The organism is Collinsella sp. AF02-46-1 (genome assembly GCF_003465825.1).
Classification (GTDB): domain Bacteria; phylum Actinomycetota; class Coriobacteriia; order Coriobacteriales; family Coriobacteriaceae; genus Collinsella.
This window is the reverse complement of record NZ_QSBV01000004.1, coordinates 21,209-46,668: the sequence shown is the minus strand read 5'-3', so window position 1 is coordinate 46,668 and position 25,460 is coordinate 21,209. Positions and strand designations below refer to the sequence as shown.

The window sequence follows — 25,460 nt, the reverse complement described above, 5'->3', positions numbered from 1 at the left end:
TCTGGGTACGTGCGAAATTTGCACCATACGTGACCCTTTGTTTACCCATTCTTTGTCTGTTGACGCATCAACGGCGAACATCCATAATGCGCTTCGTTTGATTGTTGACGTATTAACATCCCAGAGGAGAAGACATTATGACTCAAAGCGCACACCCCCATCGAAGGCTCAAGATAGCCGGCGTTGTTGCGCTGGCGCTCGTTGTCACGTTGCTCGGATTTGCCGGCAACTTTTTGTTTGACTTTGCCCTGAACCCCCAAGCGCCGTACACCATGAAGATGATGCAGGATAGCAAGAACGACAAAGAAGGTGAGCATCCGGATGCCGAGGATACCGAGGCGCGGGCATGGTTTAAAGAGAACCGCAAGAGCAGCAGCCTCACCGCAGATGACGGAACCGAGCTCGCCGCCTGGTATTTTGCCGCCCCGGAGAGCACACACGACTACGCCGTCTGCCTGCACGGATATACCGACGAGCCCATCGGTATGGCCCGATACGTCAAGCGATTCCACGACCGCGGCATGAACGTACTCGCACCCGCCGCCCGCGCCCACGAACGCTCCGGCGGCGACTATATCGGCATGGGCTGGCCCGAGCGGCTCGATGTCGTTGCATGGATTGGGCGGATCGTTCAGGCTGACCCCGAGGCGCGCATCCTGGTCTTTGGCGAGTCGATGGGTGCAGCAACCGCCATGAACGTCGCGGGGGAATCTCTGCCCGCAAACGTGAAATGCATTATCGAGGACTGCGGTTATACGAGTGTTTGGGACGAGTTTTCTCTGCAGCTCAAGGACGTGTTCGGCCTGCCCAGCTTTCCTTTGCTCGATGTAGCAAACTTGGTGTGCAACGTGCGCGCGGGCTACGACTTTCATAAGGCGAGCAGTGTGGAGCAACTCAAACACGCGACGGTTCCCATGCTGTTTATCCACGGCGACCAGGACACCTTTGTGCCGTACAGTATGCTCGACCAAAACTACGAGGCGTGCGTCAGCAAGGTTAAACAGAAGCTCACTATCCACGGCGCCACCCACGCCAAGAGCGCGCAAGTTGACCCCGAGCTCTACTGGAATACGGTCGACGACTTCCTCGATAGGAATTTTTAGGGAAAAAGCGGCGTCTGGGGATTTATCTAACCCCCTATTTTGGAAGTATACTGCAAAATCTGGAACTGCCGACCAGACCGCAGTTTTACCAACAATTTATCAGGGGTTTTGTTGCCAAAAAATGTCGTGTGCTCGGCGGTCTCGAAATTTGCCGCATACTTCCGGAAAGCCGCCCGCAAGCGCTGTGCTCACGGGCGGCTTTTGCTAACGTTGCGCTACAAAAGCGCTTGATATGTCCAATAGACAGGTGCTACTTGACCTCGATGAGCTCATACTTGCTCGTGCCCAGGCCGATCTTTTCGGCATGCGCGATGCACGCGCGCCAGTCGGTGTCGGGATGCGTGATGCAGAAGGGGTCCTTGGCCTGCTCGCCCTCCAGATGCTCGTGGTTATGCTCCATCTTGGCCGCGCTATCGGTGAGTTCGGTGTTGGGCAGCGGCTCGGATGCCATGACGGCATCGGCGCAGGCCTGATCGATAGCGACCGGGTCGAAGCTCGCGAACATGCCGATATCGTTAACGATAGGCGTGTCGTTTTCGGGGTGGCAGTCGCAGTTGGGACTGATGTCCATGGCGAGCGAGATGTGGAAGCTCGGACGGTCCTGAACAATGGCCTTCGTGTACTCAGCGATCTTGTAGTTGAGTACGTCGGCCGCGGCATCATAGTCGGGCTTGATGCAGTCCTGGTTGCACGCCGCAATGCAGCGTCCGCAGCCCACGCAGCGATCGTGGTCGATGGCGGCCACGTGCACCGTGCGGGCGTTGCCGTTGGCAAGCTCGCGCTCGCGGGTATCGTCAAACGAGATGGCGTTGTGCGCACAGATCTTTTCGCAGGCACGGCAGCCAACGCAGTGCTCAGTCGCGACGTTCGGCTTGCCGGCGGCATGCTGCTCCATCTTGCCGGCACGGCTGCCGCCTCCCATGCCCAGGTTCTTCATGGCGCCGCCAAAACCGGCCTGCTCATGGCCCTTAAAGTGGGTGAGGCTGATCACGATATCGGCATCCATGAGCGCCTGACCGATCTTTGCCTCGCGCACGTACTCACCGCCCTCGACCGGGACGAGCGCCTCGTCGGTACCCTTGAGGCCGTCGGCGATGATGATCTGGCAGCCTGTGGCATACGGGGTAAAGCCGTTCTGGTAGGCGGTGTCGATGTGCTCGAGCGCGTTTTTGCGGCTACCGACATAGAGCGTATTGCAGTCAGTGAGGAAGGGCTTGCCGCCCAGCTCCTTCACCACGTCCGCGACGGCGCGGGCGTAGTTGGGGCGCAAAAAGCTCAGGTTGCCCAGCTCGCCAAAGTGAATCTTGATGGCGACAAACTTGTTCTCAAAGTCGATCTGCTCGATACCGGCGCGGCGAATGAGGCGCTTGAGCTTGTCGAGCTGGCTCTCGCGAGCATGCGTGCGCAGGTTGGTGAAGTACACCTTGGCGGGTGCTGCGGGTGCAGTTGCGGTCATAGATATATCCCCTCGGTCTATATGGCGTTACAGACATAGGAGATGGTACCCGTTGAAGCAGGGTCAAAGTCAAGCGCAGCGCCTGGCCACTCATTGGGGACAGACTTAAATGACCGGCCGCCAGGGACATCCTTTCGCCATCCGGCACCCGGCAGTTGGGGACGTTCCTTTCCTGCCGGCAGCTAGGGACAGTCCTTGCCGGCCCGGCCGGCGAGCGGGCAGATCGGCAAAGACTGTCCCCGATGACTAGTCGTTTAGGAACGTCCCCAATGACTACTCTTGAACTTTGAGGGCTTCGGCCAGGCTGACGCGCTTGATCGAGCGCATGTGCAGCAGCGCCACGACCAGGTACGTTGCAAAGCCGATCCCTGCGCACGCCGCCATGGACCAGCTTGGCACATAAATCTCGATATTGCCGTTATAGGCGAGCAACATGGAGCGGAAAATAGCCGTAAGCGAGCAGATAATCAACGGCAGGCTCAGCACGAGCGATGCCGCCACGCACAGCGTGATCGAGCGGATGTACAGATGCGAGATCTCGCCATCGCGATAGCCAAAGACCTTCATATAGCTGATCGAGCGGGCGCTATGGTCGATAACGGCCTTGGTTAGCAGGTACATAAACAGCAGGAAGATAAACACCGCGAGCCCGACCATCATGCCGATCATGTCGCTCATCATGCCGATGAACTGGTCACCCACGGCGCGCATGTCGTCGGGCGTGGTGTCGCCGGCAAAGTAGCGCGCGTCGAGGTCGAGCTTCTCGTCGCTCACATAGCCGTTAAAGTAGGCGGCATCGTTGTCGAACAGCTCGTTAAAGTCATCGATACTCATATAGATATTCATGTCCGACTTGGAGCCCCAGGCATAGTCCTTGCCCGCGTACTCAAGGGAATAATGCTCGCCCTCGTACTTATCGCTGAGTGTGACCTTCTGGCCCTCGCTCCAGCCAAACTTGTCGAGCAGGCCGCCGCCAAAGACAACGCGGCCGTCGCCGACGTCGAGGTCTTTCCAATAACGCGAATCGGATGAAATGCCGTAGACGGAAATCGTCTCCTCACCATTACCATCGCCACGGTCGTATTGCAGCTGGTAAACGGCGTATTTCTCGGCCTGCGCGATTGCGCCCGCGCCGTTGTCGGTCGTATTGACCGGATGGATATCGTCGTTGTCAGTGTCGATCTTAGAGGCCTTGTCGATCAGGTCGATAGCCTCATCGCGGTCGCAGCCGAGGGCATCGGCCAGGTCGTCGAGGCGCGCATAGAGCGCATCCTTCTTGTCCTGAACGCTTGCGAGCGCGTCCTGCGCCGCGGCCAGGCTCTCGGCAGACGGAGAGCTGGCTACGGCATCGGCTGCCGTCTGCGCCGCATCGGCCGCGTCGTCAAGCTCGTCATCGGCATCCTGGGCGGCAGAAAGCAGCGCGCCGTCAATCGACTGCAAGCGCTCGAGCGCCGACCACTGCTCGCGTTCCTCGACAGTGCCCTCGAGCTCCAGCGGAGCCTTGAGCGTGTACTGGTGCTCGGCGACCAGGCTCGTCTCGAGATTGTCCGCATAGTGCGTCATCGTGGGCAGAATCGCCAGGCCAAAGAGCAGTAGCAGCGAGGCAAACGCGATGCCCACGAAGAGCGTGGCGAAGTTGCCCAGATTGCGCAGGAAGATACGCAGGCGGAAGCGGGAAACAAAACCCATGCGCTCCGGCAGCTGCAGGCCGCGCTTGGTGCCCGATTTGCCGCTCGCCTCGTGACGAAGGAACTGCAACGGCGTCTTGCCCATCTTGCGAAGCAGACCCACCAGCGTGATGAGGATGAGCGCGGCGGCGGGAACCACGGCACACTTCACGAAGATCTCCCAGCTCCAGTACACCTGGAAGGGCGGCAGGCTGTACGAGCCGTAGTAGAGACCGCGCATGGGCTCGGTAAAGAACGCAACGCCGAACGCGGTGCCCAAAAGCGCCGCGAGCACGCCCACGATGGCGGGAAGTGCCAGGTAGTGCAGCACGATCTCGCGGCGGCGATAGCCGCTGGCGAGCAGCGTGCCGATGATGGCGCCCTCCTCCTCGATGGTGGCGTCGGTGAGCACCACAAAGACGAACGCCATGATCACGATGATGATGTCGAGCAACGTCATCCACATCATGGAGTCGCCGTCCACGTCGTCGCGCGCATAGCCAATGCCCTGGTTGGAATCGGCATCGATCAGATCGTCCACGCGCGCATTGGCATCGGTCAGCGCCTCGACCATATCCTGCTCGGCATCGATGCGGTCCGCGGTGGGGAGGTCGCGATCGGCAAAGGTGAAGGAGTAGGTGTAGGCAGGTGCACCACCGGCATCCTCGAGCGCGGCAAAGCCGGCGTCGGTGACCTCGGCCACACCATAGGTGATGGTGTTCACCGTAAAGTCCGAATTGTTGAGGAACAGTGCCTGGCTATCGGGCTGGGTCATGATGCCGCAGATGGTGTAGGTGCGGCCCTCAAGCTCAACCTTATCGCCCACGACAAGGTCGTTGTTGGTGGCGAAGACACGGTCGATTGCCACCTCATCGTCCGTCTTGGGCTGCCTGCCTTCGCAGTAGGACGCAATGTCAACCTTGGTGCGATGCGCGTAGGTGCGCAGGGTGCGCTTGGTGCCGTCGTCGCCGGCGGTCTTTTTGATGATGGCGTCGATGGAGAAATTCTTGTAGAGCGTGACGCCGCCGACGTCCTCAGCCGCGTCTTCGGCAGCCTTGAGCTGCTCGTCGGTGGCCTCGAAGGAGGTAGTCACGCGGCCGTCCTCGATCGTGTACTCATCGCGCATGTCGTCAATGAGGCAGCCGATGGAATGCGCCGCGAGCAAAAAGCCCGACGTGAGGGCGATGCTTCCGCACATAAGCAAAAAGATGCCCAGGTACTTACCGACATTGCGGCGCAGCTCGCGCGGGAGTCGCTTTGCGAGAGGTGTCATGGCGTCGCCTACCAATCGAGATCGGCGGCCGCGATGGGCGATTCGTTGAGCTCGTCCTCGACGATACGGCCGTCGCGCAGGCGCATCACGCGATTTGCCATGCGCGCGATGGCGGCATTGTGGGTGACAATGATGATGGTGCAGCCGTAGGTGCGGTTGACATCCTCCATGAGCTGCAAGATTTCCTTGGACGTCTTGTAGTCAAGCGCGCCCGTGGGCTCGTCGCACAGCAGCAGGCCCGGGTTTTTGACGAGCGCGCGGCCGATGGCGCAACGCTGCTGTTGGCCGCCCGAGACCTGGCGCGGGAACTTGTTGCGGTGCTCGTAGAGGCCCAGCGAACGCAGCAGGTCGTCGATGTTGAGCGGGTTTTTGGACAGGTGCGCCGTGACCTCGATGTTCTCCTTGATGGTGAGATCGGGCACCAGGTTGTAGAACTGAAAGACAAAGCCCAGCTCGCGGCGTCGGTATTCGCCCAGATCGGTAGGTTTGAGCACCGTGAGGTCGCAGCCGTCCACCATGATGGAGCCGCCGTCGGCATCCTCTAGGCCGCCGATGAGATTGAGGAACGTCGATTTGCCCGAGCCCGAGGGCCCCAGCATGACGCAGATTTCGCCGCGGTTGATGGACGTATCGATACCGTCGAGCACCATCAGGCGCGCATCGCCGTCGCCGTAGTGTTTCTTGAGTCCGTTGACCTGGACGTAGGCTTTCTGCGCTGCCATGTCATCCCCCATTGTTAGCCTTCTACTACTTTTCTAGGGTAATAGTAAACCTCGGCGAACTATTTTTAAGCGGCAGGCGCAATTTTTTCCAAACCAGTCATTGGGTACTTACTCATTGGGGACAGACTTAAATGAGTGAAATCGCTCATTTAAGTCTGTCCCCAATGAGTGCCGGCAGGAAAGGAACGTCCCCAAGTGCCGACATATTGGGACAGTCCTTGCCAGCCCGGCCGGCGAGCCGGCGAATCGGCAAAGACTGTCCCCAGCGACCAGTCGTTTAAGAACGTCCCCAATGACTAGGTGGCTAGGCGTGGGATTTGTTGTGCGCGAGGGCTAGGCCTACGGCGGCGATGGCGGCGGCGAAGAGCACGGTGACGCCCAGGTCGCAGGCGATGTCGCCCAGCACGGTAGACGTCAAATCAGAGGCAAGCGCCTTGCCGATCGCGTCGTTCACCCAAAACGTCGGCACAAAGTGCGCCACCGTCTGCACGGCCGAGCCCATCATCGAAAGCGGCATCCAGGCGCCGCCCAAAAACGTCATGAGCAAGCCAAGCAGGTTGCCCACACCGTTGAGCAGCTCTTCGCGCGCGCCCAGGCTCGAAAGGGCAAAGCCAACGGCCAGCGGCGTGCACGCCAGGGCAAACGTTGCCGCCAGCGCCAGGCACACACGGCCCACGCCGACCTCGGCGACCGCGCCGGCAAAGCCCACGACGCCCATCATGCTCGACACAAACCAGATACAGACAGTGAGCACGGCGGCGGCCGCGAACACGGCAAGCGAACGCTGGCGCTCGGAGAGCGGACCGGCCTCCATGCGGCGCACGCGCTCGGGCTCGTTCATGCCCGAGAACACCAGCCCCACCGACACGATGACCGACGAGATGATCGCATACGCGCCAAAGTTGAAGTACGACTCGAGTGTAGCGGCGGCAGTCGAGTCAACCTTGACCTGCTCGATCTGGACCTCCGCACGCTTTGCGGCAGCATGCTCGGCGGCCTTGGCGACATCGCCGTCGGAAGCAGCTGGCTCAAGTGCCGCCGCAGTACCCGCGAGCGAGACCCACCGCGAGGCCTCGGCAGACGAAAGCGCTGCCGCCATGGTGCCGGAGCCGTACGTCACATCGAGCTTGGGCAGGTCTTCCCCCGCACGCGCGGCTGCAACAAGATCGTCCTCAAACCCCTCCGGGATAAAGAACACGCAATCGGCGCTGCCCTTGGCGCTGTTACTCTTGGCGAGCGCATCCGCAAGGTCGTACATGTCGTCACCAACGCCCGTGACCAGGTCAAAGCGTGAGCCTAGGTGCTTGGTAAGCGCCCGCGAAAGGTCGCTATTGTCGCGGTCGACCACGATCACATTGGTGTCGTAGGGCTTGTACTCGGTAAGCTGCGACGAGTTCCAGCTCACCGAGGCCGCGATGAATACGCCCATGAGCGAGATGAACACCGTATAGATGAGCAGGTATAACGGGTGCGCGAGCGCCATGCGAAGCGCGGTCTTAAAGGTGCTCATAGCGGCTCCTTCCAAAGATCAGCGTAGCGGCGACGACAAACACCAGGGTCATCAGGACGAGCGCGCCGGCGCGGACGGCGAAGGGCCCCAGATCCTCAAAGAAATACAGGCGGTTGAACATGTCGCAGATGAGCTTGACGGGGTTGAGCCAGCACTCGGCCGGGCAGGCGCGGGCGACATCGTCGGCAAGCGCCATCGCCGGCTCGCCGTAGAGTCCGGCGAACAGGGCGCACGTGGTAGCGAAGCCCGTGAGGATACCGGACTTGGACGCCTTGCCGCCCTTAACGGGAAGCGTGCCCACAAAGAGCCCCAGGCCCGTGGCGGCAAGCGCGGATGCAGCACCGCCCACCAGACACAGCCCCTCGCGCCCGCCAAAGTCGACGCCAACGACTAGGCGCACGTAGCCAATCGCGACCGCCATCGAGGCAAATGAGACCAGCCACGAGCCGACAAAGATGCCGGCCAGCGACGCTGTCTTGGAAAGGCCGCCCACGCAGCGGCGCGCACCAAGGCCCGACAGATTGGGCTGCAAATCGACGACGCTCAAAGCGGCAAACTCGGCAGACATCATCGCGACCAGACCAAAGAGCGCGTAGTAGTAAATGGTCGTGCCGTCGGGCGTGGTGCGCGTCAGGCTCACGCGGCGGGTTCCGCCCTCGAGCGACAGGGCGCGCGCAACCGCCTCCGGGTCGGCGAGCGCCGCCGGGTTGTCTTGGGCAATCTGGCGCATGAGCTCGGCATTTTGCGTATACGAGCTCGCCACCGTCTCCAGGATGCTGCGGTCGGTGAGCGCCGTACTGGCGCGCGAGCTATCGTAGCTCGAAAGCAACGTAAGCTTGGGCGCGCCCGCGGCATCGACCGTGTAGACGCCCGCGACTTCGCCGGCCTTGAGCGCACGGTTCGCGGCAGCCAAGTCTTCGTACTCGCTCACATCGAGCAGCTGGTCGTCGCCTGCCTTGGCAAGCGAAGCCGCCACATCCTTAAAGGTCGAGGCATCCCAGGCCTCGTCCGCCACGACGGCAACCGGCACCGGGTCGACCGTGCCGTCGGAGCTGAGGTTCGCAAACATAAACATGAACATCGTGGAAAGCGCGATAGGAAAGAGAGCGCCCCAGACCCACGTGCTCGGCCGGCGCAGCAGCGTCTTGACCGTGGTGATGATGGTGTTGAACATGGCCGCCCCCTAGTCGCGCAGCTCGCGGCCGGTGATCTCGAGGAACACGTCGTTGAGGGTCGGCGGTTCGGAATAGATGCGGCCGAGCGGCACGTCATGCGAGCGCAGCGCATCGAGAATGTCCGTCAGGTTGTGCGGGCTCGCTTCGCACGAAAACGTGAGCTGTCCCGCCGTTGCCGAAAGGTCCAGAACGTGCGGCAGGCTTGCGACGGCACCGAGCGCCGCACTCGGAACCTCGCCGACCTCGATTACAATCTTCTCGCCCATCTGAATCATGCGCTTGAGCTCGTCGTTAGTGCCCTGCGCCAGCACGCGCCCACCGTCCATGATCATGATGCGGCTGCAGATTTGCTCGATTTCCTCCATGTAATGGCTGGTATACACCACCGTGGCACCCTCGTCGCGCAGGCGGCAAATGCCCTCCAGGATGGCGTTGCGGCTCTGGGGGTCGACCGCCACCGTGGGCTCGTCGAAGAAGATGAGCTCGGGCTTGTGCGCGATGCCGCAGGCAATGTTGAGCCGGCGCGCCAGGCCGCCCGAGAGCTTACCGGGGCGGAACTTGGTAAAGTCGCCCAGGCCGACAAAGTCGATCGCCTCGTCCACCAGCGCGCGGCGGCGCTTGCGGTCGTTGACGTAGAGACTGCAGAAATAGTCGATGTTCTCGCGCACGGTGAGCTCGTCGAACACCGCCACCTGCTGCGGCACCACACCGATGCGGCGCTTGAGGTCGTAGCGGGCGGGCGTCATGCGCTCGCCGAACAGCTCGATGGTGCCTTTGTCGTAGGCGAGCAGCTGCAGGATGCAGTTGATGGACGTGGTCTTGCCCGAGCCGTTGGGGCCCAGCAGGCCAAAGATCTCGCCGGGGGCGATACTCAGGTTAAAGTGGTCGAGCGCAATAAGGTCGTCGTAGCGCTTAACGAGGTTTTCGACGTGGACGATGTCTGTCATGAGGCGGCCCTTCTGTTGCTTGCGGCCCGGTACGATTGCATCATCGCAGGAGCTGACGGCGCGCACCAGTGAGCTTTGTCACGAGTGCGGGGCGGTCGCGTAGCCTGCTGACGCGACCGCCCCGCCGCGTGGGAGGAATGTCACGGTTGCTTTGAGTGGCGCCTCCCCCGTGCGCGGCATCGCGTACAATACCCGTATGAACAGGCTATTCGACAAATCGATCGTGCTGGCGTGCTGCATCGCAGCCGCCACGGGCCTTGCTGTGGATGCTCGCCTGGTCGCGGCGTTTTGCCTTGGCGTTGTCATCGCCGCGCTGGCCGAGGTCGCGCAGGGAGAACGCGCCCGTCGCGCCAGCGAGGCCGGCAGCTACGCCTACGTCATCGCGGCTGTCTTCGTGCCGCCGTTTGTGCCGTTCGCACCTCTCGCCCTCTATGACATCGCGCGACGCGTGCGCCGTGAACGCATCTGGCCCGCGCTGGCAATTGGCTCCGTGTTTGCCTGCGCACTTGCCACGGACCTTCGCTGCGGCGCGCTCACCACCCGAACGCTGTTGCTAACCGCCATCCTTTCGGTCGCCGCCACGTTGCTGTCGCTGCGCACCGCGCAGCTGGAGCGCGAACAGGAACGCATGCGTCGCACCCGCGACAAGCTGCAAGAACGCGCCCTGGCACTCGAGGCACGCAACCGCGACCTCGCCGACCGCCAGGACTACGAAGTCGAGCTCGCGACGCTCGCCGAACGCGCCCGCATCGCGCGCGAGATCCACGATAACGTGGGCCACCAGCTCACGCGCGCTTCGCTTCAAACCGAAGCCCTGCGCGTGGTCCATGCCAACGAGCCCGGCGTTGCCGCCGATTTCGCCGACGTCAAATACACCGTTGACGAGGCGCTCCAGCTCGTGCGCGCCAGCGTCCACGCGCTCAACGACAACGCCGTCGACCTTTCCGTGCAGCTCGAACGCATCGTTGAAGGCGCGCGCTCGGACGGCGGTCCGCGGATTGAGCTTGAAGTTATGACCGAACATGCGCCCGCAAACGTCGCGAACTGCTTTGCGGCGGTCCTGCGCGAGGCGCTCTCCAACACCATGCGCCACGCTTGCGCCCATGCTGTCACTGTACGTTGCATGGAGCATCCGTCGTTTTACCAGCTCATCGTTACCGACGATGGCGCGGGCGGGGTTCAAGCAAGCGGCCACGGCGCCGCGGAGGGCATGGGGCTTGCCTCTATGCGCGAGCGCATCGAGGCGCTTGGCGGCACCTTCACCGCCGGCCCGCGTGCCGGCGCCGGCGGCTGGCGCGTGTTTGCCACCGTTCCCAAACAGCAAGGAGATGATGGCCGATGAGGCTCATCGTTGTCGACGACGACCGCCTAGTGGTCGATTCGCTCAAGATTATCCTGGGCGCCCAGCCGCAGATCGAGGTGGTGGGCACCGGAGCCGACGGCAACGACGCGGTGGCACTCTACGCCGAACTCGCACCCGATATCGCGCTGCTCGACATTCAGATGCCGGGGCGCGACGGCCTATCGGCGGCGCGCGAGATCCTCGAGCGCGATCCTGCAGCACGCGTGGTGTTTCTGACAACGTTTTCGGATGACGAGTACATTGTGTCGGCACTCAAACTGGGCGCCCGCGGCTACCTGATTAAAACCGATGTCGCTGCCATTCCACCGGCGTTGGCGCAGGTTATGGACGGTAAGCGCGTACTCGAGGGCAAGGCAATCGAGGACATCGATTTTGACGGAACGGGCGTCGAGTCGGGCACGCTCCGCCGGCCCGCGGCCTTTGCCGGCCTGACCGACCGCGAATTCGAAGTCGCCGAGCTCATCGCCCGCGGTCTCGACAACAAGGAGATTGCCGCCACAGCTTATATGGGCGAAGGCACCGTACGCAACCACATCAGCTCAATCCTAGCCAAAATGGGCCTACGCAACCGCACGCAGATCGCCATCGCCTACCTGCGAGGGTAATTACCCGAAGACCGATCGCCCCGGCATAGCAAAATGGCTGCTACCGATTTAATGCCATTTCAAAACTATGCCGGTTTACTACGATGAATCGACCACCTTCGACCACGGCAAATTGCGCGCTTCCAAAACCGCAGGTAGAACGCTTGCAATATTTAGAAAAATGCAGTCATGGTCGGGAATGCCGAATTCATCGTAGTAAACCGACATAGTTTTATTCGCGACGGCCCTGCACGAGTGCCTCCGCAAACCTCGCGAGACCAAAATGATCCGTTTTCTTCCGCCCACGGAGATCGGCTGACAGCGCCCACCACGAAATCGGCCCATCTACTACGTTTGACCCGATACCCCTGACCATAGCCGCGTTTCATGAAAAACCGCAGGCGTTCTACCTGCGGTTTTCATTTCGCATTGCTTGCCGTGGTCGAGGGCTGCCGCCTAAACGTAGTAAATGGGCCGATTTCGTGGCGGCCGGATCACGCAGCAGCCTTCGCAAGGCAAAAATGATCCGCTTTCCTCCGTCCATGGGAGATCAAGAGCTGTTACGGATATGGTGCCATTTCAAAACTATGCCGGATTACGGAGCTAAAGTCGGGGCCCTCATCCATACCTTCATTTTTTGAAAAACGGCAGGCTATCTACCTGCGGTTTTGTTTTTGCGATTTTCTATATGGTCGGAGGTTCGCCATCCAACCCCGTAATCCGGCATAGTTTTGTTCGCGGCGGCTCGCTCGCGCGTTTAAGCTCGGGGCCGGTGGGGCATTTATGCCCCACCGGCCCCGTCTTCGCGCTATTCCGGCTTGGTTTCTACCGTGGGAGTCTTATCCGCTGCGACTGGGGTACGGGCGGTATCCATAGTCAGGCAGTGTTTGGGGCAGCTTTCGATGCACTCGCCGCACACCACGCAGGCGTACGGGTCAATCGACCAGGTGCCGCCTTTGCGATCGACCGCGAGTGCGCCCGCCGGACAACGCCGAGCGCACATGCCGCAGCAGATGCACACGTCCATGTCATTGACAATATGCCCGCGCAGGCGCTCGGGCGCCGTCAGTTTCTCCTGCGGATAGCACACCGTGACCGGCTGCTTGACCATAGAACCCAAGGCCGTCTTGGCAAATGTCAGCAAACTCATGCCGCGCCTACCTTTCCGTGCAGCTAATGCAGGGGTCGATGGTCAGGATAATCATGGGCACGTTGGCAAGGAGCACGCCCTGCAGCGCATGTGTCAGACCCGCCAGGTTTTGCGACGTCGGCGTTCGCACGCGAAAACGGTCCAGGTTCTTGGTGCCGTTGCCGCGTACATAGTAGTACGCCTCGCCGCGCGGCTGCTCAATCACAACTTCGCCGCGCGCGCCGTCGGCCGGCGTAAGCTTGGTGCGCCCGCCGATGCCGTCGTGTGGAATCTTACCGACAAGCTCCTTGATGATATCCATGGCCTGCGTGACCTCGGCGCAACGCACCTGGCAGCGGGCATAGCAGTCGCCGTCGGTTGCCACGATGGGCTCAAACGCGGCCAAATCCGCATAGGCACCGTCGCCAAACATGCGCACGTCGTAGTTCACGCCCGAGGCGCGACCGAACGGGCCGACCATCGAAAGCTCCAGTGCGTCCTTCTTGCTGATCACGCCCACGCCATGCAGGCGCTCGCCGCAGCTGTCGTCGTCCAAAAACGTATGCACCAGGGCATCGTAGTCAGGACGCATGGCATCGAGCGTCTGGACAATGCCCGCCAGCTCGGAATCCTCGATATCGTGCTTAAGGCCGCCGATCTCGTTAATCGACAGGATCACGCGACCGCCGCACGTGCTCTCAAAGATCTTGAGAATCTGCTCGCGCAGCGTCCACGAACGATAGAACAGCGCCTCAAAGCCAAAGGCATCGGCGAGCAGGCCCAGCCACAGCAAATGCGAGTGAATACGCGAGAGCTCGTGCAGAATGGTGCGGATATACTGCACGCGGCCGGGCACCTCGATGTCAAGCATGCGTTCGCAGGCGCTGGCATAGCCGCAGCTGTGGCCCACGGCGCAAATGCCGCAGATGCGCTCGGCGATGTAGCCAAACTGATGCATGTCGCGCTTTTCGGTGAGCTTCTCGAGTCCGCGGTGCACAAAGCCGATCTGCGGAATTGCCTCGATGACGCGGTCGTCCTCGATTACCAGGTCCAGATGAAGCGGCTCGGGCAGCACCGGGTGCTGCGGGCCAAACGGAATTACGGAGCGATGAGCCATGGACCTTACGCCTCCTTTTTCTGCTTGTCGCGGACGGCCTTGGCGGCAAGCGCCGCGCGGACCTTGGCCGCTTTCTCGGGATCCATGGCGGCGAGCTTTGCCTCCATCTCGGCAGCCTTGAGCGCGGCCTTGGCGGCAGCCTCGTCATGCTGAGCATCGGAGCCGGCAGCCGCTGCGGGCTGGGCGGCAGCAGCGCTCGCAGCACCCTCCCCTGCAGCAGCCGCAGCAGCGGCGGCCTTTTCGGCCGCGGCCTTGCGCGCCTTGGCCTCGGCGGCCGCGCGGACCTTCATGGCCTTCTCGCGCGCGGCCTTCACCTCGGGCGTGATAACGCTCATGGGTTCAGCGGTCGAGACCTGGTAGAAAAAGCCCTTAAAGTCGATCTGCATATCGGTGATGGCAAGACCGAATAGGTCGTGGACCTCATTTTCAAACGGGAATACCGCCGGATAATACGAGCTGATGGACGGAATCTCCTGGTACCGGTCGATTCCCTCGACTACCAGGTTCTCAATCGCATAGCTGCCGTCCTGCGCAATATGCTCCTGAGCAGCATGAACGTTGATAAACGTATAGACCAGACGATACGTGCCGTCGTCGACGTTGCGCTCGGCGTGCATCTGCACAAAGCGCGCGCCGACGCCCTTGAGCGCCTGGACATGCGACAGGAGCTCGTCGATCCCAACGGTGGTATAGATAGCCTTTTGCATTACTCGGCCTCCTTTGCAGCGGCGGGCGCACCGTCAGCCGTGCCTGCGTCGACACCGGCCCCGGCACCCGCAGCAGCCACAAACCCGTCCTCGCCCAGCTCAACGCCACCATCCCAGGTAGCAGCGCCGCCTACGGTAAGCGGGTCGCCGCCGGCACGCATCACGGCCTCCTTCTGGTCCAGGATGCCGCACGCCTCCACGATGGCATCGATCACGGTCTCGGGGCGAATGGCGCATCCGGGCGCGTACACGTCCACGGGAATCGCGCGGTCCACGCCACCGATCACGTTATAGGCATCGCGGAATACGCCGCCCGAGCATGCGCAGATACCGCAGGCCACCACGCACTTGGGCTCGAGCATCTGGTTGTAAATCTGACGCACGACGGGCAGGTTCTGTGCATTGACCGACCCCGTCACCAAAAAGATATCCGCATGCTTGGGGTTGCCGGTGTTGACCACGCCAAAGCGCTCCGCATCGAACAGCGGCGTGAGCGAGGCCAGCACCTCGATATCGCATCCGTTGCAGCTCGAGCCGTCGTAATGAATAACCCACGGCGAGCGCGACATTTTATGATCCATGGATGCCGCCTCCTAAATAAACACGTCGACGAGGATGGGCATAAGGTTGAGCAGGCCAAACACCAGCGCCACGCCCCAGCCGAGCTTAAAGCAGCTGCGCCAGGTGCTGCGTGCGAAGGTGTTGTCGATCAGCACCTCGACAAAATACGTCGCGGCCATCACGACCAGGGCTACGACCCAGCTCACCGGGTTGTCCCAAACAAAGAACATGCCCACCCACATCAAAAACAGCACGGTCTCACACCAGTGCATAAGGGTCATCTTGGCCAGCGTGCCGCCGCTCATCTCGGTGGCGACGCCCTGGACAATCTCCTGATGCGCGTGATGCGAGTACGAAAGGTCGAACGGCGACTTGCGTAGCTTGATGGTGAGCACCGCAAGCAGCGCCAAGAAAATGGGCGCGCTGTACACGATGATGGGCGCCGACTGTCCGGTCACGGCGATGGAATCAAAGCTATCGGTGGCAAGGTACAGGCCCACGCTCATCAGCAAAACGGCGGGCTCGTAGCTCATGACCTGCAGCAACTCGCGGTCGGCACCGACCTGGGCAAACGGGCTTTGCGTCGAGGCGGACGCCAGCACCACAAAGATCGCGGCGAGCGTAACCATAAAAGCGCACAGCAGCGTGTTGGAGCCCGACACAAAGATGCCGCCGCCCACGACGGTAAAGATGAGCGCGCACGCCATATAGGTATCGTCCATGGTGTTTACGCTGGCAGGGGCCTTGCGCAGCAGCTTGGCAACGTCGTAGAAGGGCTGCAGCAGGCGCGGGCCCACGCGGCCCTGCATGCGAGCCGAAAGTTTGCGGTCGATGCCGTCGATCAAGCCGCCCGCAAGCGGCGCCAGCAAGGCAAACGCCACGGTGCCAATAAAGATGCCCACGACGCCCGAACCTTCGAAATACTTGCCGCGCAGCACCGAGGGCGCGCTCATGGCAAGCCGCTCGGGCCCAATCCATGCGCAACACAGCAGCGCAAACAAGATAATGCTGCAGCATACGACGCTACCCGCGGGGCCAATACGCTTCTCGCCAAGGGCGTCCTCCGAGTACCAATTGCGCTTTTCGGCCTTCACCTCGTGTCCCATCGAGCCGCGGAAATGGCGATATTTGTCGGTTCCCACGCCCGAAAGGTACACGTTGACGTGCGGTTTGTTGCTCACGCGGAATGACGTCAGCAGCACCACGGCGATAAAAGCCACGATAACCACCATCAGATACATGGCGTCCTTGCCAATAACGTACGGCACGCGGCCAAACACCATGGCCAAGTAAGGCGACACCAGACCGCTCGAGATAACCGGAAACGCCACGCAGCACAGAATCAGCAGCGCGGCGATGGTGTTGAGGGCCATCCATTCGGTCTTATGGACATTGACCTCAACGTTTTGAGCCGTGGGGTCGACGCCCGAAAGCTTGGCAAGCCACTTGCCCCAGAAGTAAAACGTCGCGGCCGAGCCAAAGGCAAGCACCATGATCATGAGCACGTTGCCGGTCTGCGCAAACGCCACCAGGGCGCCCCACTTGGACACGAGCATGCCAAACGGCGCCACAAACATGCCCATAATGCCCAGCATCATCAGACGCGTCAGGTGCGGCATGCGGCTGAACATGCCGTCCATGTCCTCGATATTGCGGCTGCCGATATGATGCTCGGCCGTGCCCACGCACAGGAACAGCAGCGACTTGGCCACCGTGTGGAACAAGATCAGGAAGATGGCCGCCCATACGGCCTCGGGCGCGCCGACACCCAAGCAGGCACTGATGAGGCCCAAGTTGGAAATGGTGGAGTACGCGAGCACGCGTTTGGCGTTGCTTTGCGAGATGGCCATGAGTGCAGCGAGCAAAAACGTGATGGCACCCACACTCGTGACCATAAAGCCGGTCACGGGGTAGATGGCATAGAGTGGGCTCAGCTTGACCATCAGGAACACGCCGGCTTTGACCATGGTTGACGAGTGCAGCAGGGCGCTCGTGGGAGTGGGTGCAACCATGGCACCCAACAGCCAAGTGTGGAACGGCATCTGTGCGGCCTTGGTGAGCGCGGCGAGCGACAACAGGATGACCGGCATCACCAGCAGCGCGGACTGCGCGGTTCCGGTGCCGGAAAGCTCGATCATGCCCGAGATGGTCAGCGGCATGCCGTTAACGTGCAGATACATAAGTCCGGCCAAAAACGCGATGCCGCCCAGCATGTTGAGGATGATTTGGGTAAAGGCGTTCTTGATGGCCTCGGGCGTACGCGTGTAGCCAATCATAAGGAACGAACACACGGTGGTGATTTCCCAGCCGCAGAACAGCCACTCAAGGTTGTCGCTCGTCACGATGACGAACATGGCCGAGAGGAACAGGAACATGAGCGCCAGGAACTGCGGGCGACGGTCGGGCGCGGTCTGCCCGCGCAGCGCGGCCTCGTGCTCGTCATGGGCCTGGAAGTCCTTCATGTAGCCCAGGGCATACAAGCAGATTAGACTGCCAACGATGCCGACGGCGAGGACCATGATCACGCTCATGTAGTCCAGGTAGAGTGGCGTTGCCGTGACGGCTTCGGCCGCGGGCAGCGTCATGGCTGCAAAGGCGAGCGAGCCCACCAGCTGGACTATGCCGAGCACCGTGGTGAGCGCGTTCCTATATTTGTACGCGTTGTACAGGATGACAGCGCACAGGATGACGTCGATAACGGAACTGATGATCGAGAGCACATGCGAGGTGCCGGGGGCAACCTCAAAGCTCTGCGGACCCGTGCCAAAAAACATGACGGCGACTACAACTGTCACCGCCATAATAATGCCGGAGCCTATGAGCCCCGCCGCATCGCGGGCGCGGTCACCGCGCGCGAGCAGCATGCCCAGCGCCGGTACCAGCGGAAACAGGGTAAGGAAATACAGTAGCGTCATACCATCACTCCCCCATGCTAAAACGCTGCAATTGTTTAACGTTATAGCTCAATTGAGGAGTAGCGGCGGCGGGTTTTCGGTCAACTGGGGAGTTTTAGGCGTACGGGGTAAGGGCACGTCCGCTTTGGAGCAGAGGGCGACGTTTCCTTACCACAGCGACGGGCGCGCGGGCCACCGCGTGCGGCTTACTGGCCACTTTGGAGGATGTCCCAATAGGCTCGCGGCGGTCCGAAAAGTTGGCGCGGCAAGAAAAATGCGCCTCGTGGGCGCACCATCCCGTTTGCTATTCCATCTTTTTAACGCGCGGCTTGCGACCGCGCGGCTTATCGACCAGTGCGGACTCACCGCTCTCGCGGTACTGACGGCACCAAGCCTTGACCGAAGACTCGCTGGGAATCTTGTGCTTGATCATGGCCTCGCGAACCGTCAAGCCGTTTTCCAGACGGTCCTTAACCACAGCGAGCTTTACGTCGTACGAATAGGTGTGATGATGCGAACCGGCATTGAGAACGGCGTCGGCACCGCCCACGGCGTACGCGCGGGCCCACTGACGAGCCGTGGCCTGGGGAATGCCAAGCTCCGCGGCGAGGGCGCGATGACCGACCCCCTCTTGGAGGATCTCGACGGCGCGCTGCCTAACCTCGGGCGCATGCGTGCGAGTCCTAGTTGCTTCCGACATACCTGCCACTTCTTAGCCTTAACCGTTAATCTGCCTTCTTACGTGCATGTTAGATAGTAGCATTTTGCTGTTCGCGCGTAGCAGTTAATTGAAAATAGCAACGGCGTCATCTGGGCATTTGCTATTAATTTGCGACATTTCTTTACGTTTAATTTACGCAGCTAGTTAGCCCGCAGCTCATTGATGGTGTTTTACCAGCCAGATTGATATCTTTTTGTTTCGCTTGGTATGGTTTTCATAATTATTAACCCCTCAGCCTCTGAGCTAGCATGTCAGTCTTCCGCTTACTTTCCAGCTTTCTACTTAACTTTCCAGCTTTCTACCCAGCTTTCCAGCTTTCCACCTAACTTTCCAGCTTTCTTTCCAGCTTTCCACCTTAGGTGTTAAGTTAAGTGGAAAGTTGGAAAGATGATGGGAAGTCGGAAAAGCTAAAACGCCTTTCTCCAGCGACGGCTGGACAGTTAGTTCAGATACGTATTTTTCTATGCTGATAAAGCTGCGCTATGGTCCCCGGAGAGGGTTCTTTGGCGACTCATTGCACGCAAATCGAGCCCAGATGGCTACCGAACCCTAGTTTTGAGCCCCTTTCTTCCCCAAAACGAGCGCCGGATGCGCCTACTGCGGTCTGGAATTATACGTATCTGAACTAACTGTCCAGCGGAGTCCAAGACTGGGATCGCGCAGATCAGAACCACCCTTAAAAAGGGTGGTTTGCTCTTAGGGTATAACCCACGGGCCCCGGGCTCGCGTCTAAAGGCGCGGGCCCGGACTTCGTCCAGGCCTAGTGCATCTTGACCCGTGGCGCGCCGGTCGAACCGGCGGCATCACCCCCTCTTGAAGGGGTCCTCGTACTCCTTCACGCTCAGCTTGTCCAGTGCGATGTCGTGGGACTCCTGCTCCCTGATGTACTTGGCGATCGTCGCCTCGTTCAGGCCGACGGTGGACACGTAGTAGCCCTCCGCCCAGAACTTCCTGTTGCCGAACTTGTACTTGAGGCTGGCGTGCCTGTCGAATATCATCAGCGAGCTCTTCCCCTTCAGGTAGCCCATGACGCTCGCGACGCTGTACTTCGGCGGGATCGCCAGCAGCACGTGCACGTGGTCGGGCATCAGGTGCCCCTCGATTATCTCGATCCCCTTGTACTCGCACAGCTTCCTGAGGATCTCCCCTATGTCGCTCCTGATTTGGTTGTAGATCACTTTGCGCCTATACTTCGGCGTGAACACGATGTGGTACTTGCACATCCACTTCGTGTGGGAAAGGCTGTAGGCCTTCTGGGCCATGGCGACCACCCCTTCGACTCGAATTCTTGACGGCCTGAACAATCGTCAATATCGGTCGGAGGGGTGGCTTTGTAAAGCAGTTTGTCTCCACCCGCGTAGCGGGTGGTTTAAAGCTGGCCGCTGCGCGGCCAGCAGACTAAAGTCTTGAACGCAAAACGGGGCCCGCGCGTGGCGCAGGCCCCGTCAAAAAAGATAATTCCCGGTACTTAGTACTGCTCGACACCCATATAGCGACGAACCTCGGGGCTGTGGTCGAACACCTTGCCGCGGGCGGCGCGCAACTCGCAGCTCATCGCGTAGAAGAAGATCGGCTCCAGGAACGAACGCACGCTGGCCGGCACCTCGCCCACGCCGTACTCGAGCGCATCGAGCACCATGACCGTATCGGTATGCGTGTTGAGGAATGCGAGCGCGCGCTCCTCCATGGGACGGCACTCGCCCGATCCGAGCTGCACAAAGTAGAACACGCCGGGCTCGGTGGCCTCGAAGGGGCCGTGGAAGTACTCGCCGGAGTGGATGTAGCAGCAGTGCTGCCATTGCATCTCCATGAGCGAGCAGATCGCCATGGCGTAGGTCTGGCTAAAGTTGGGGCCGGAACCCAGGATGTAGAAGAACTCGTGCTGCTGGCAGAGCTCGGCAAAACGGGCACCCAGCTCGGCGTTGACCTTCTCGCGCGCGGCGGGCAGCAGCGCGTCCATCTGCCTAAGGCCTTCGTACATGTCGGCGAGCGCCTCGTAGCCCTCCTGCTGGTCGAGCAACTCGGCGGCGATCAGAGCGCCGATGCCCTGCGGCACCTCGGCCTGCGACACGCCCTCGCCCCACGGATAGACCCAGGTAGCCCACTTGCCGTTGTCGATCTTGGAACCCGCATAGTCGGTCATAGTCACGACCTCGGCACCGGCAGCCAGCGCCATCTCGCAACCGTCGACGACCTCCTGCGTGTTACCGCTGTGGCTGCAGGCGACGACGAGCGACTTCGGCCCCAGGCTCTTGGGAGCCATCAGGCAAAACTCGCGTGCCGTGTAGACCGTCGAGGCAAACGTGGTTGCCTCGCGCTTGAGCAGCTCGTTGGCCGGCATCAGGTCGATCATCGAACCGCCGCAGGCGATCCAAAAGACGTTCTCAATCTTGCCCTTGCGCTCGATAATTTCCTGAACCAGATCATGTGCGTTCATGGTGATACTCCTCCTTGTGTGGCGGTTTTGAACGACGACAGCTCTTACCTGCGGTCGTTCTATGTTGTCCTATTTATAGCACGCACAACGACGCACGTGAAGTCATTTCACCAAACTTGTTCTATGTTGTTCTATCTGTGGACGTTAGATGTCGAACACGTAGCGCGAGCCCACGATCTTTTGGCGTCCGAGCAGCAAGGGCCGCTCGTCCTCATCGGTAAAGTACGCCTCCATATAGAAGAGCGGTTCGCCGACCGGCACCTCCAGCAGCGAGGCCACCTGAGCATCGGCAAGCGCAATCTCCACGGTACAAGGATCGGACTTGAGCGGCGCGCGGCCCGAATGCTCGGCAACGAGCGCAAAGATGGAATTGTCCGTGAGGTCCTTGTCGGCAAGCGTCTGCAGATAGGGATGGTCGGCCAGCACAAAGGCATTGTTCTCGAGCATGACGGGCACGCCGTCTGCCGTGCGCACGCGCTCGACAACGATGAGCTCGCAGCCGGGTTCCACCCCAAAAAACGCCGCGTCCTCGCGTGTCGCCGCGACCACCGTGCGCGACACCAGGCGTGCTCCGGCCACCATGTCGTTGGCGGCGCAACCCTCGGAAAAGCTCTGAACGTCACCCTTCTGGACAATCTTGCGCTTGAGCTTGGGCGCACACACAAACGTGCCCCTCCCCTGCTGGCGGTTGAGATACCCCGCGCGCGACAGCTCCTCGATGGCGCGACGCACGGTGATGCGTCCCACGCCGTAGGACTTCGCGAGCTCCATCTCGGAAGGAATGCGCGAGCCGGATGCGTACACGGCACGCGCGATCTCGCCTTTTAGGTCATCCATAACCTGCTGGTACAGCGGCACAGCGGACACCTCAGTGCGCTCGGTTTTATCGTCGGATGCCATCGTTATGCTCCATCCCGCGCATGCTCGGACTCAAACTCTTCAATCGCCGCCATAAACTGCTCGCCAAAGGCGTCGGCCTTTTTCTCGCCGATGCCGTTGACCTGGATAAGCTCATCGCGCGTCTGAGGGCGCAGACGGCACAGGCCACGCAGGGCCTTGTCGGAGAAGACCATGTACGGTGCCATCTCCAGCTCGGTCGAGATCTCCTTGCGTAGGGCGCGCAGGCGTTCGAACAGCTCGGCATCGTCACCCACGCGCGGGCGCTGATCCAGCTCGGCCTCCTCGCGCAGCAGATCCACCGCACGGCGGGCGCGGGCCGAGGCCTTGCGCTTGGACGCGCGACGCTTAACGGTAAAGGCAAACGCCTCGTCCTCGACCTCGCCGGCGCGCGGGCCCAGCCCCACGACCGGGTACTGCCCCTGCGAGGTGGCCAGGTAACCGCGGCCGCACAGCTGGCCGATGATGTCCTTGATGCGCCCGACCGATTCGCTCGACAGCTCACCGTAGCCGCGGTCCTCGTCCAGATGCATCTGGCGAATGCGCTCGGTGTTGCCGCCATGAAGCACGTCGGCGATGAGCGACTTGCCAAAGCGCATGGGACGCGTGGCCACATAGCGCACGGCGGCGCGGGCCATATCGGTGACGTCCTCGACCTCGAACTGCGTGAGGCAGTTGCTGCAGTTGCCGCAGCCCTCGGCGTCGTCCGTGGCGGTGGCGCCCGCACCGGCCGCGGCCTCGTCGCCAAAGTAGCGCAGCATGTATTCGCGCAAGCAGCCGGTGGTATTGCAGTAGCCCTCCATTTGACTGAGCAGACGATATCGATTCTGGAGCGCCCACGCGCGCTGCTCGTCGTCGAGCGCCTCGTCGGCAGCATCGCCGCGGTCGATCAAAAAGCGACGCATGCGAAAATCGTTACCGTTCCACAGCAGATGGCAGCTGGCCGGGTCGCCATCGCGGCCGGCGCGGCCCGCCTCCTGGTAGTAGGCCTCGATGCTCTCGGGCACATTGTTGTGGATCACGTAGCGCACGTTAGGCTTGTCGATGCCCATGCCAAAGGCGTTGGTGGCAACCATCACCTGAAGATCGTCGTCAATAAAGGCACGCTGGCTTTGACGGCGGGCGTCGTTGCCCATGCCGGCATGGTAGCGGCCAACGCGAATGCCGCTGGGGCCCAGCGCCTCGGCAAGCTCGCCTGCCAGCGCATCGACCGTCTTGCGGGTCGAGCAATACACGATGCCGCTCTCGCCCGAATGCGCAATCACATAGTCGCGCACCCAGGCTGCCTTGGCCTTGTCGCCCATCTCCTCGCAGCCAAAGTAGAGGTTCTTGCGATCGAAGCCCGTCACCACCGTCGCGGGATTTTGCAGGCCGAGCATCTGCTGAATGTCCGCGCGCACACGCTCAGTCGCCGTAGCGGTAAAGGCCGCCACGATGGGGCGCTGCGGCAGGGAATCGATGAACTCACGAATCTGCAGGTAGGCGGGGCGGAAATCCTGGCCCCATTGGCTCACGCAGTGGGCCTCGTCAATGGCCACGAGCGGCACGCCAATGCCGCCGTCCGCCGCGGCCTCCTGCGCAAAGGCTAAAAAGCGCGGCTCGAGCAGGCGCTCGGGCGCCACGTACATAAGTTGGTAGCGGCCCTCGCGCGCCCGCTTGAGCACGGTGTTTTGCTGGGCCGGAGTAAGGCTGGAGTTGAGATAACTGGGGCGCGCACCCGCCGCGAGCAGCGCGCGGGTCTGGTCCTCCATAAGCGACAGCAGCGGACTCACCACAAAGGTAATGCCGGGCAGCATGAGCGCGGGCACCTGGTAGCAAATGGACTTGCCGGCGCCTGTGGGCATAACACCCAGCGCATCGCGACCGGCAAGGATCGCATCGACCATGCGGTCCTGCCCCGGGCGAAACGAGGTGTAGCCAAAATAGGCGCCGAGCGTGTCGAGCGCCATCTGCTGCATGCTATCGGTCATGGTTTCCTAACGTCCAAGTCATCTGCCGCCGATTATACGCCGCCACGCGGACCAGTGCCGCACGGCTGCCGGCCACGCTCATTCTGCGGGTAGTCATTGGGGGCGTTCTTGAATGACTAGTCAAACAAGAATATCCCTAACGACTACTCATTTAAGTCTGTCCCCAATGAGTGCAATGACTACTCCGCCGCAGGTAGAGGACGGACAGCGAGCGACGTCCAGGGCGAACAAGTTGGCATGAAAAAGGCAAGGCATAGACCTTCTGGTCATGCCTCGCCTTTTGAATGACAAATTGTCGCCCTGGGCGGCGCGCAGCGTCGGCCCGTTACGCGGTTTGGTAAAACCGCGTAACTTACATCACCATGACGTAACGGCTACCCACGTAGTACTGCTTACCCATCAGGACCGGCTCGCCATTGGGGCCGATAAAGCCGGCACGCAGGTTGAGCAGCGGATCGTGCGGAGCAATGCCCAGCTCAGCCGCCTGCTCGGCATTGGCGCGAACGGCCTCGACCGTGCGGTAGCCAACCGAGACAATCGGCGTTCCGCCAACACGCTCGACCTCGGCAAAAATCGACTTGTCCTCAAGATCGGCCGTCAACAGCTCACGGTAGGCGTCAAACGGCACAAAGACGTTTTCCTCAAAGATGGGCTCACCGTCGGCTGTACGCACGCGCTTGATATGCAGCAGCAGCGCGTCCTTCTGCAGGCCAAAGAATTCCATCTCGTTTTGACGTGCCGGCACAATCTGGCGATCGACCACATGTGCGCCCGCCTTCATGCCATTGTCGGCACACAGCGCGGTAAACGTCTGCAGCGTCGAGGCGTGGAACTGGCGGTTGATGTGCGGCGTGGAGACAAAGGTGCCGCGGCCCTGCTGCTTAACCAGGTAGCCATCGGAGCACAACTCCTCGACGGCACGGCGCACCGTAATACGGCTCACCTCGTACTGTTCGGCAAGCTCAAGCTCGGACGGAATGCGCTCCTTGGGTGCATAAACCCCTTTCTCGATTGCATCCTTGATCTCGTCATAAATCTGCTGGTAAAGCGGTGCATTTTTGGGTGCGGGCATATCTGATCACTCTTATCGAAATATCGAAATAACTAATACGTATATAACGTCTAGTTTCATGTTACCTCATAATGATAAAACGATACACCCTCCCTACCAAAAAGCGACAGCTTCATTTTGGTAGGTTTTATCTGGGCAAACGAAGGCCTCCCGAA

Annotated in this window: 20 protein-coding genes; 3 read left to right on the top strand and 17 right to left on the bottom strand. The window is 61.0% G+C overall.

Annotated features, from left to right (window positions below):
- The first annotated feature begins 137 nt into the window (after window positions 1-137).
- On the top strand, window positions 138-1,103 hold the full coding sequence (locus DWV20_RS02595) for an alpha/beta hydrolase (protein ID WP_118256316.1): 966 nt from the start codon (window positions 138-140) through the stop codon (window positions 1,101-1,103).
- A 250-nt stretch (window positions 1,104-1,353) separates the two neighbouring features.
- Here DWV20_RS02595 and DWV20_RS02590 read toward each other — a convergent pair whose 3' ends face one another.
- The 6 genes from DWV20_RS02590 to DWV20_RS02565 all read right to left on the bottom strand — a co-directional run bounded on the left by DWV20_RS02590 (window position 1,354) and on the right by DWV20_RS02565 (window position 9,853).
- Entirely contained in the window at window positions 1,354-2,559 is a 1,206-nt protein-coding gene (locus DWV20_RS02590) for a DUF362 domain-containing protein (protein ID WP_117758583.1), read from the bottom strand.
- Window positions 2,560-2,832: 273 nt separating this feature from the next.
- Window positions 2,833-5,499: an ABC transporter permease gene (locus DWV20_RS02585; protein WP_118256315.1), complete on the bottom strand. Its 2,667-nt coding sequence runs from the start codon at window positions 5,497-5,499 to the stop codon at window positions 2,833-2,835.
- Window positions 5,500-5,507: 8 nt separating this feature from the next.
- Complete coding sequence (locus tag DWV20_RS02580; protein WP_118256340.1) at window positions 5,508-6,221, bottom strand: ABC transporter ATP-binding protein; 714 nt, start codon at window positions 6,219-6,221, stop codon at window positions 5,508-5,510.
- A gap of 304 nt (window positions 6,222-6,525) precedes the next feature.
- The gene (locus tag DWV20_RS02575; RefSeq protein ID WP_117759784.1) at window positions 6,526-7,731 is read right to left on the bottom strand and encodes an ABC transporter permease; all 1,206 of its coding nucleotides are present in this window, start codon (window positions 7,729-7,731) and stop codon (window positions 6,526-6,528) included.
- Window positions 7,718-8,905, bottom strand: a complete 1,188-nt coding sequence (locus tag DWV20_RS02570) for an ABC transporter permease (protein ID WP_117759786.1) — start codon at window positions 8,903-8,905, stop codon at window positions 7,718-7,720. The genes DWV20_RS02575 and DWV20_RS02570 overlap by 14 nt, the downstream gene beginning before the upstream one ends.
- A 9-nt stretch (window positions 8,906-8,914) precedes the next feature.
- Window positions 8,915-9,853, bottom strand: a complete 939-nt coding sequence (locus DWV20_RS02565) for an ABC transporter ATP-binding protein (protein ID WP_117759802.1) — start codon at window positions 9,851-9,853, stop codon at window positions 8,915-8,917.
- Window positions 9,854-10,004: 151 nt separating this feature from the next.
- On the opposite strand from DWV20_RS02565, the gene DWV20_RS02560 reads away from it, so the two are divergent.
- Both DWV20_RS02560 and DWV20_RS02555 read left to right on the top strand, forming a co-directional pair.
- Window positions 10,005-11,195 carry a sensor histidine kinase gene (locus DWV20_RS02560; protein WP_147336401.1) on the top strand — a complete coding sequence of 397 codons (1,191 nt, stop codon included), beginning with the start codon at window positions 10,005-10,007 and terminating at the stop codon, window positions 11,193-11,195.
- A complete protein-coding gene (locus DWV20_RS02555) occupies window positions 11,192-11,821 on the top strand; it encodes a response regulator transcription factor (RefSeq protein ID WP_118256314.1) in 630 nt (209 codons plus the stop codon). The genes DWV20_RS02560 and DWV20_RS02555 overlap by 4 nt, the downstream gene beginning before the upstream one ends.
- Window positions 11,822-12,608: 787 nt before the next feature.
- On the opposite strand, the gene DWV20_RS02550 is transcribed toward DWV20_RS02555, so the two are convergent.
- The 11 genes from DWV20_RS02550 to DWV20_RS02500 form a co-directional block, all read right to left on the bottom strand.
- The gene (locus tag DWV20_RS02550) at window positions 12,609-12,950 is read right to left on the bottom strand and encodes a 4Fe-4S dicluster domain-containing protein (RefSeq protein ID WP_117648239.1); all 342 of its coding nucleotides are present in this window, start codon (window positions 12,948-12,950) and stop codon (window positions 12,609-12,611) included.
- Window positions 12,951-12,957: 7 nt separating this feature from the next.
- Window positions 12,958-14,046 (bottom strand): nickel-dependent hydrogenase large subunit, encoded by a 1,089-nt coding sequence (locus DWV20_RS02545; protein ID WP_117803504.1) that lies wholly within the window; start codon window positions 14,044-14,046, stop codon window positions 12,958-12,960.
- A 5-nt stretch (window positions 14,047-14,051) separates the two neighbouring features.
- Window positions 14,052-14,753 carry an NADH-quinone oxidoreductase subunit C gene (locus DWV20_RS02540; RefSeq protein ID WP_118256313.1) on the bottom strand — a complete coding sequence of 234 codons (702 nt, stop codon included), beginning with the start codon at window positions 14,751-14,753 and terminating at the stop codon, window positions 14,052-14,054.
- The gene (locus DWV20_RS02535) at window positions 14,753-15,334 is read right to left on the bottom strand and encodes an NADH-quinone oxidoreductase subunit B family protein (RefSeq protein WP_117655435.1); all 582 of its coding nucleotides are present in this window, start codon (window positions 15,332-15,334) and stop codon (window positions 14,753-14,755) included. The genes DWV20_RS02540 and DWV20_RS02535 overlap by 1 nt, the downstream gene beginning before the upstream one ends.
- A 12-nt stretch (window positions 15,335-15,346) precedes the next feature.
- On the bottom strand, window positions 15,347-18,229 hold the full coding sequence (locus tag DWV20_RS02530; RefSeq protein ID WP_118256312.1) for a proton-conducting transporter membrane subunit: 2,883 nt from the start codon (window positions 18,227-18,229) through the stop codon (window positions 15,347-15,349).
- A 283-nt stretch (window positions 18,230-18,512) separates the two neighbouring features.
- Window positions 18,513-18,908, bottom strand: a complete 396-nt coding sequence (locus tag DWV20_RS02525; protein WP_117759800.1) for a helix-turn-helix domain-containing protein — start codon at window positions 18,906-18,908, stop codon at window positions 18,513-18,515.
- An 824-nt stretch (window positions 18,909-19,732) separates the two neighbouring features.
- Window positions 19,733-20,191 carry an IS200/IS605 family transposase gene (gene tnpA, locus DWV20_RS02520; RefSeq protein WP_117630087.1) on the bottom strand — a complete coding sequence of 153 codons (459 nt, stop codon included), beginning with the start codon at window positions 20,189-20,191 and terminating at the stop codon, window positions 19,733-19,735.
- Window positions 20,192-20,397: 206 nt separating this feature from the next.
- Window positions 20,398-21,366, bottom strand: a complete 969-nt coding sequence (locus tag DWV20_RS02515) for an SIS domain-containing protein (RefSeq protein ID WP_118256311.1) — start codon at window positions 21,364-21,366, stop codon at window positions 20,398-20,400.
- A 144-nt stretch (window positions 21,367-21,510) separates the two neighbouring features.
- Window positions 21,511-22,266 (bottom strand): GntR family transcriptional regulator, encoded by a 756-nt coding sequence (locus DWV20_RS02510; protein ID WP_118256310.1) that lies wholly within the window; start codon window positions 22,264-22,266, stop codon window positions 21,511-21,513.
- A 2-nt stretch (window positions 22,267-22,268) separates the two neighbouring features.
- On the bottom strand, window positions 22,269-24,233 hold the full coding sequence (locus DWV20_RS02505) for an ATP-dependent DNA helicase RecQ (protein WP_118256309.1): 1,965 nt from the start codon (window positions 24,231-24,233) through the stop codon (window positions 22,269-22,271).
- A 352-nt stretch (window positions 24,234-24,585) separates the two neighbouring features.
- The gene (locus DWV20_RS02500; RefSeq protein WP_118256308.1) at window positions 24,586-25,305 is read right to left on the bottom strand and encodes a GntR family transcriptional regulator; all 720 of its coding nucleotides are present in this window, start codon (window positions 25,303-25,305) and stop codon (window positions 24,586-24,588) included.
- Window positions 25,306-25,460: the final 155 nt, after the last annotated feature.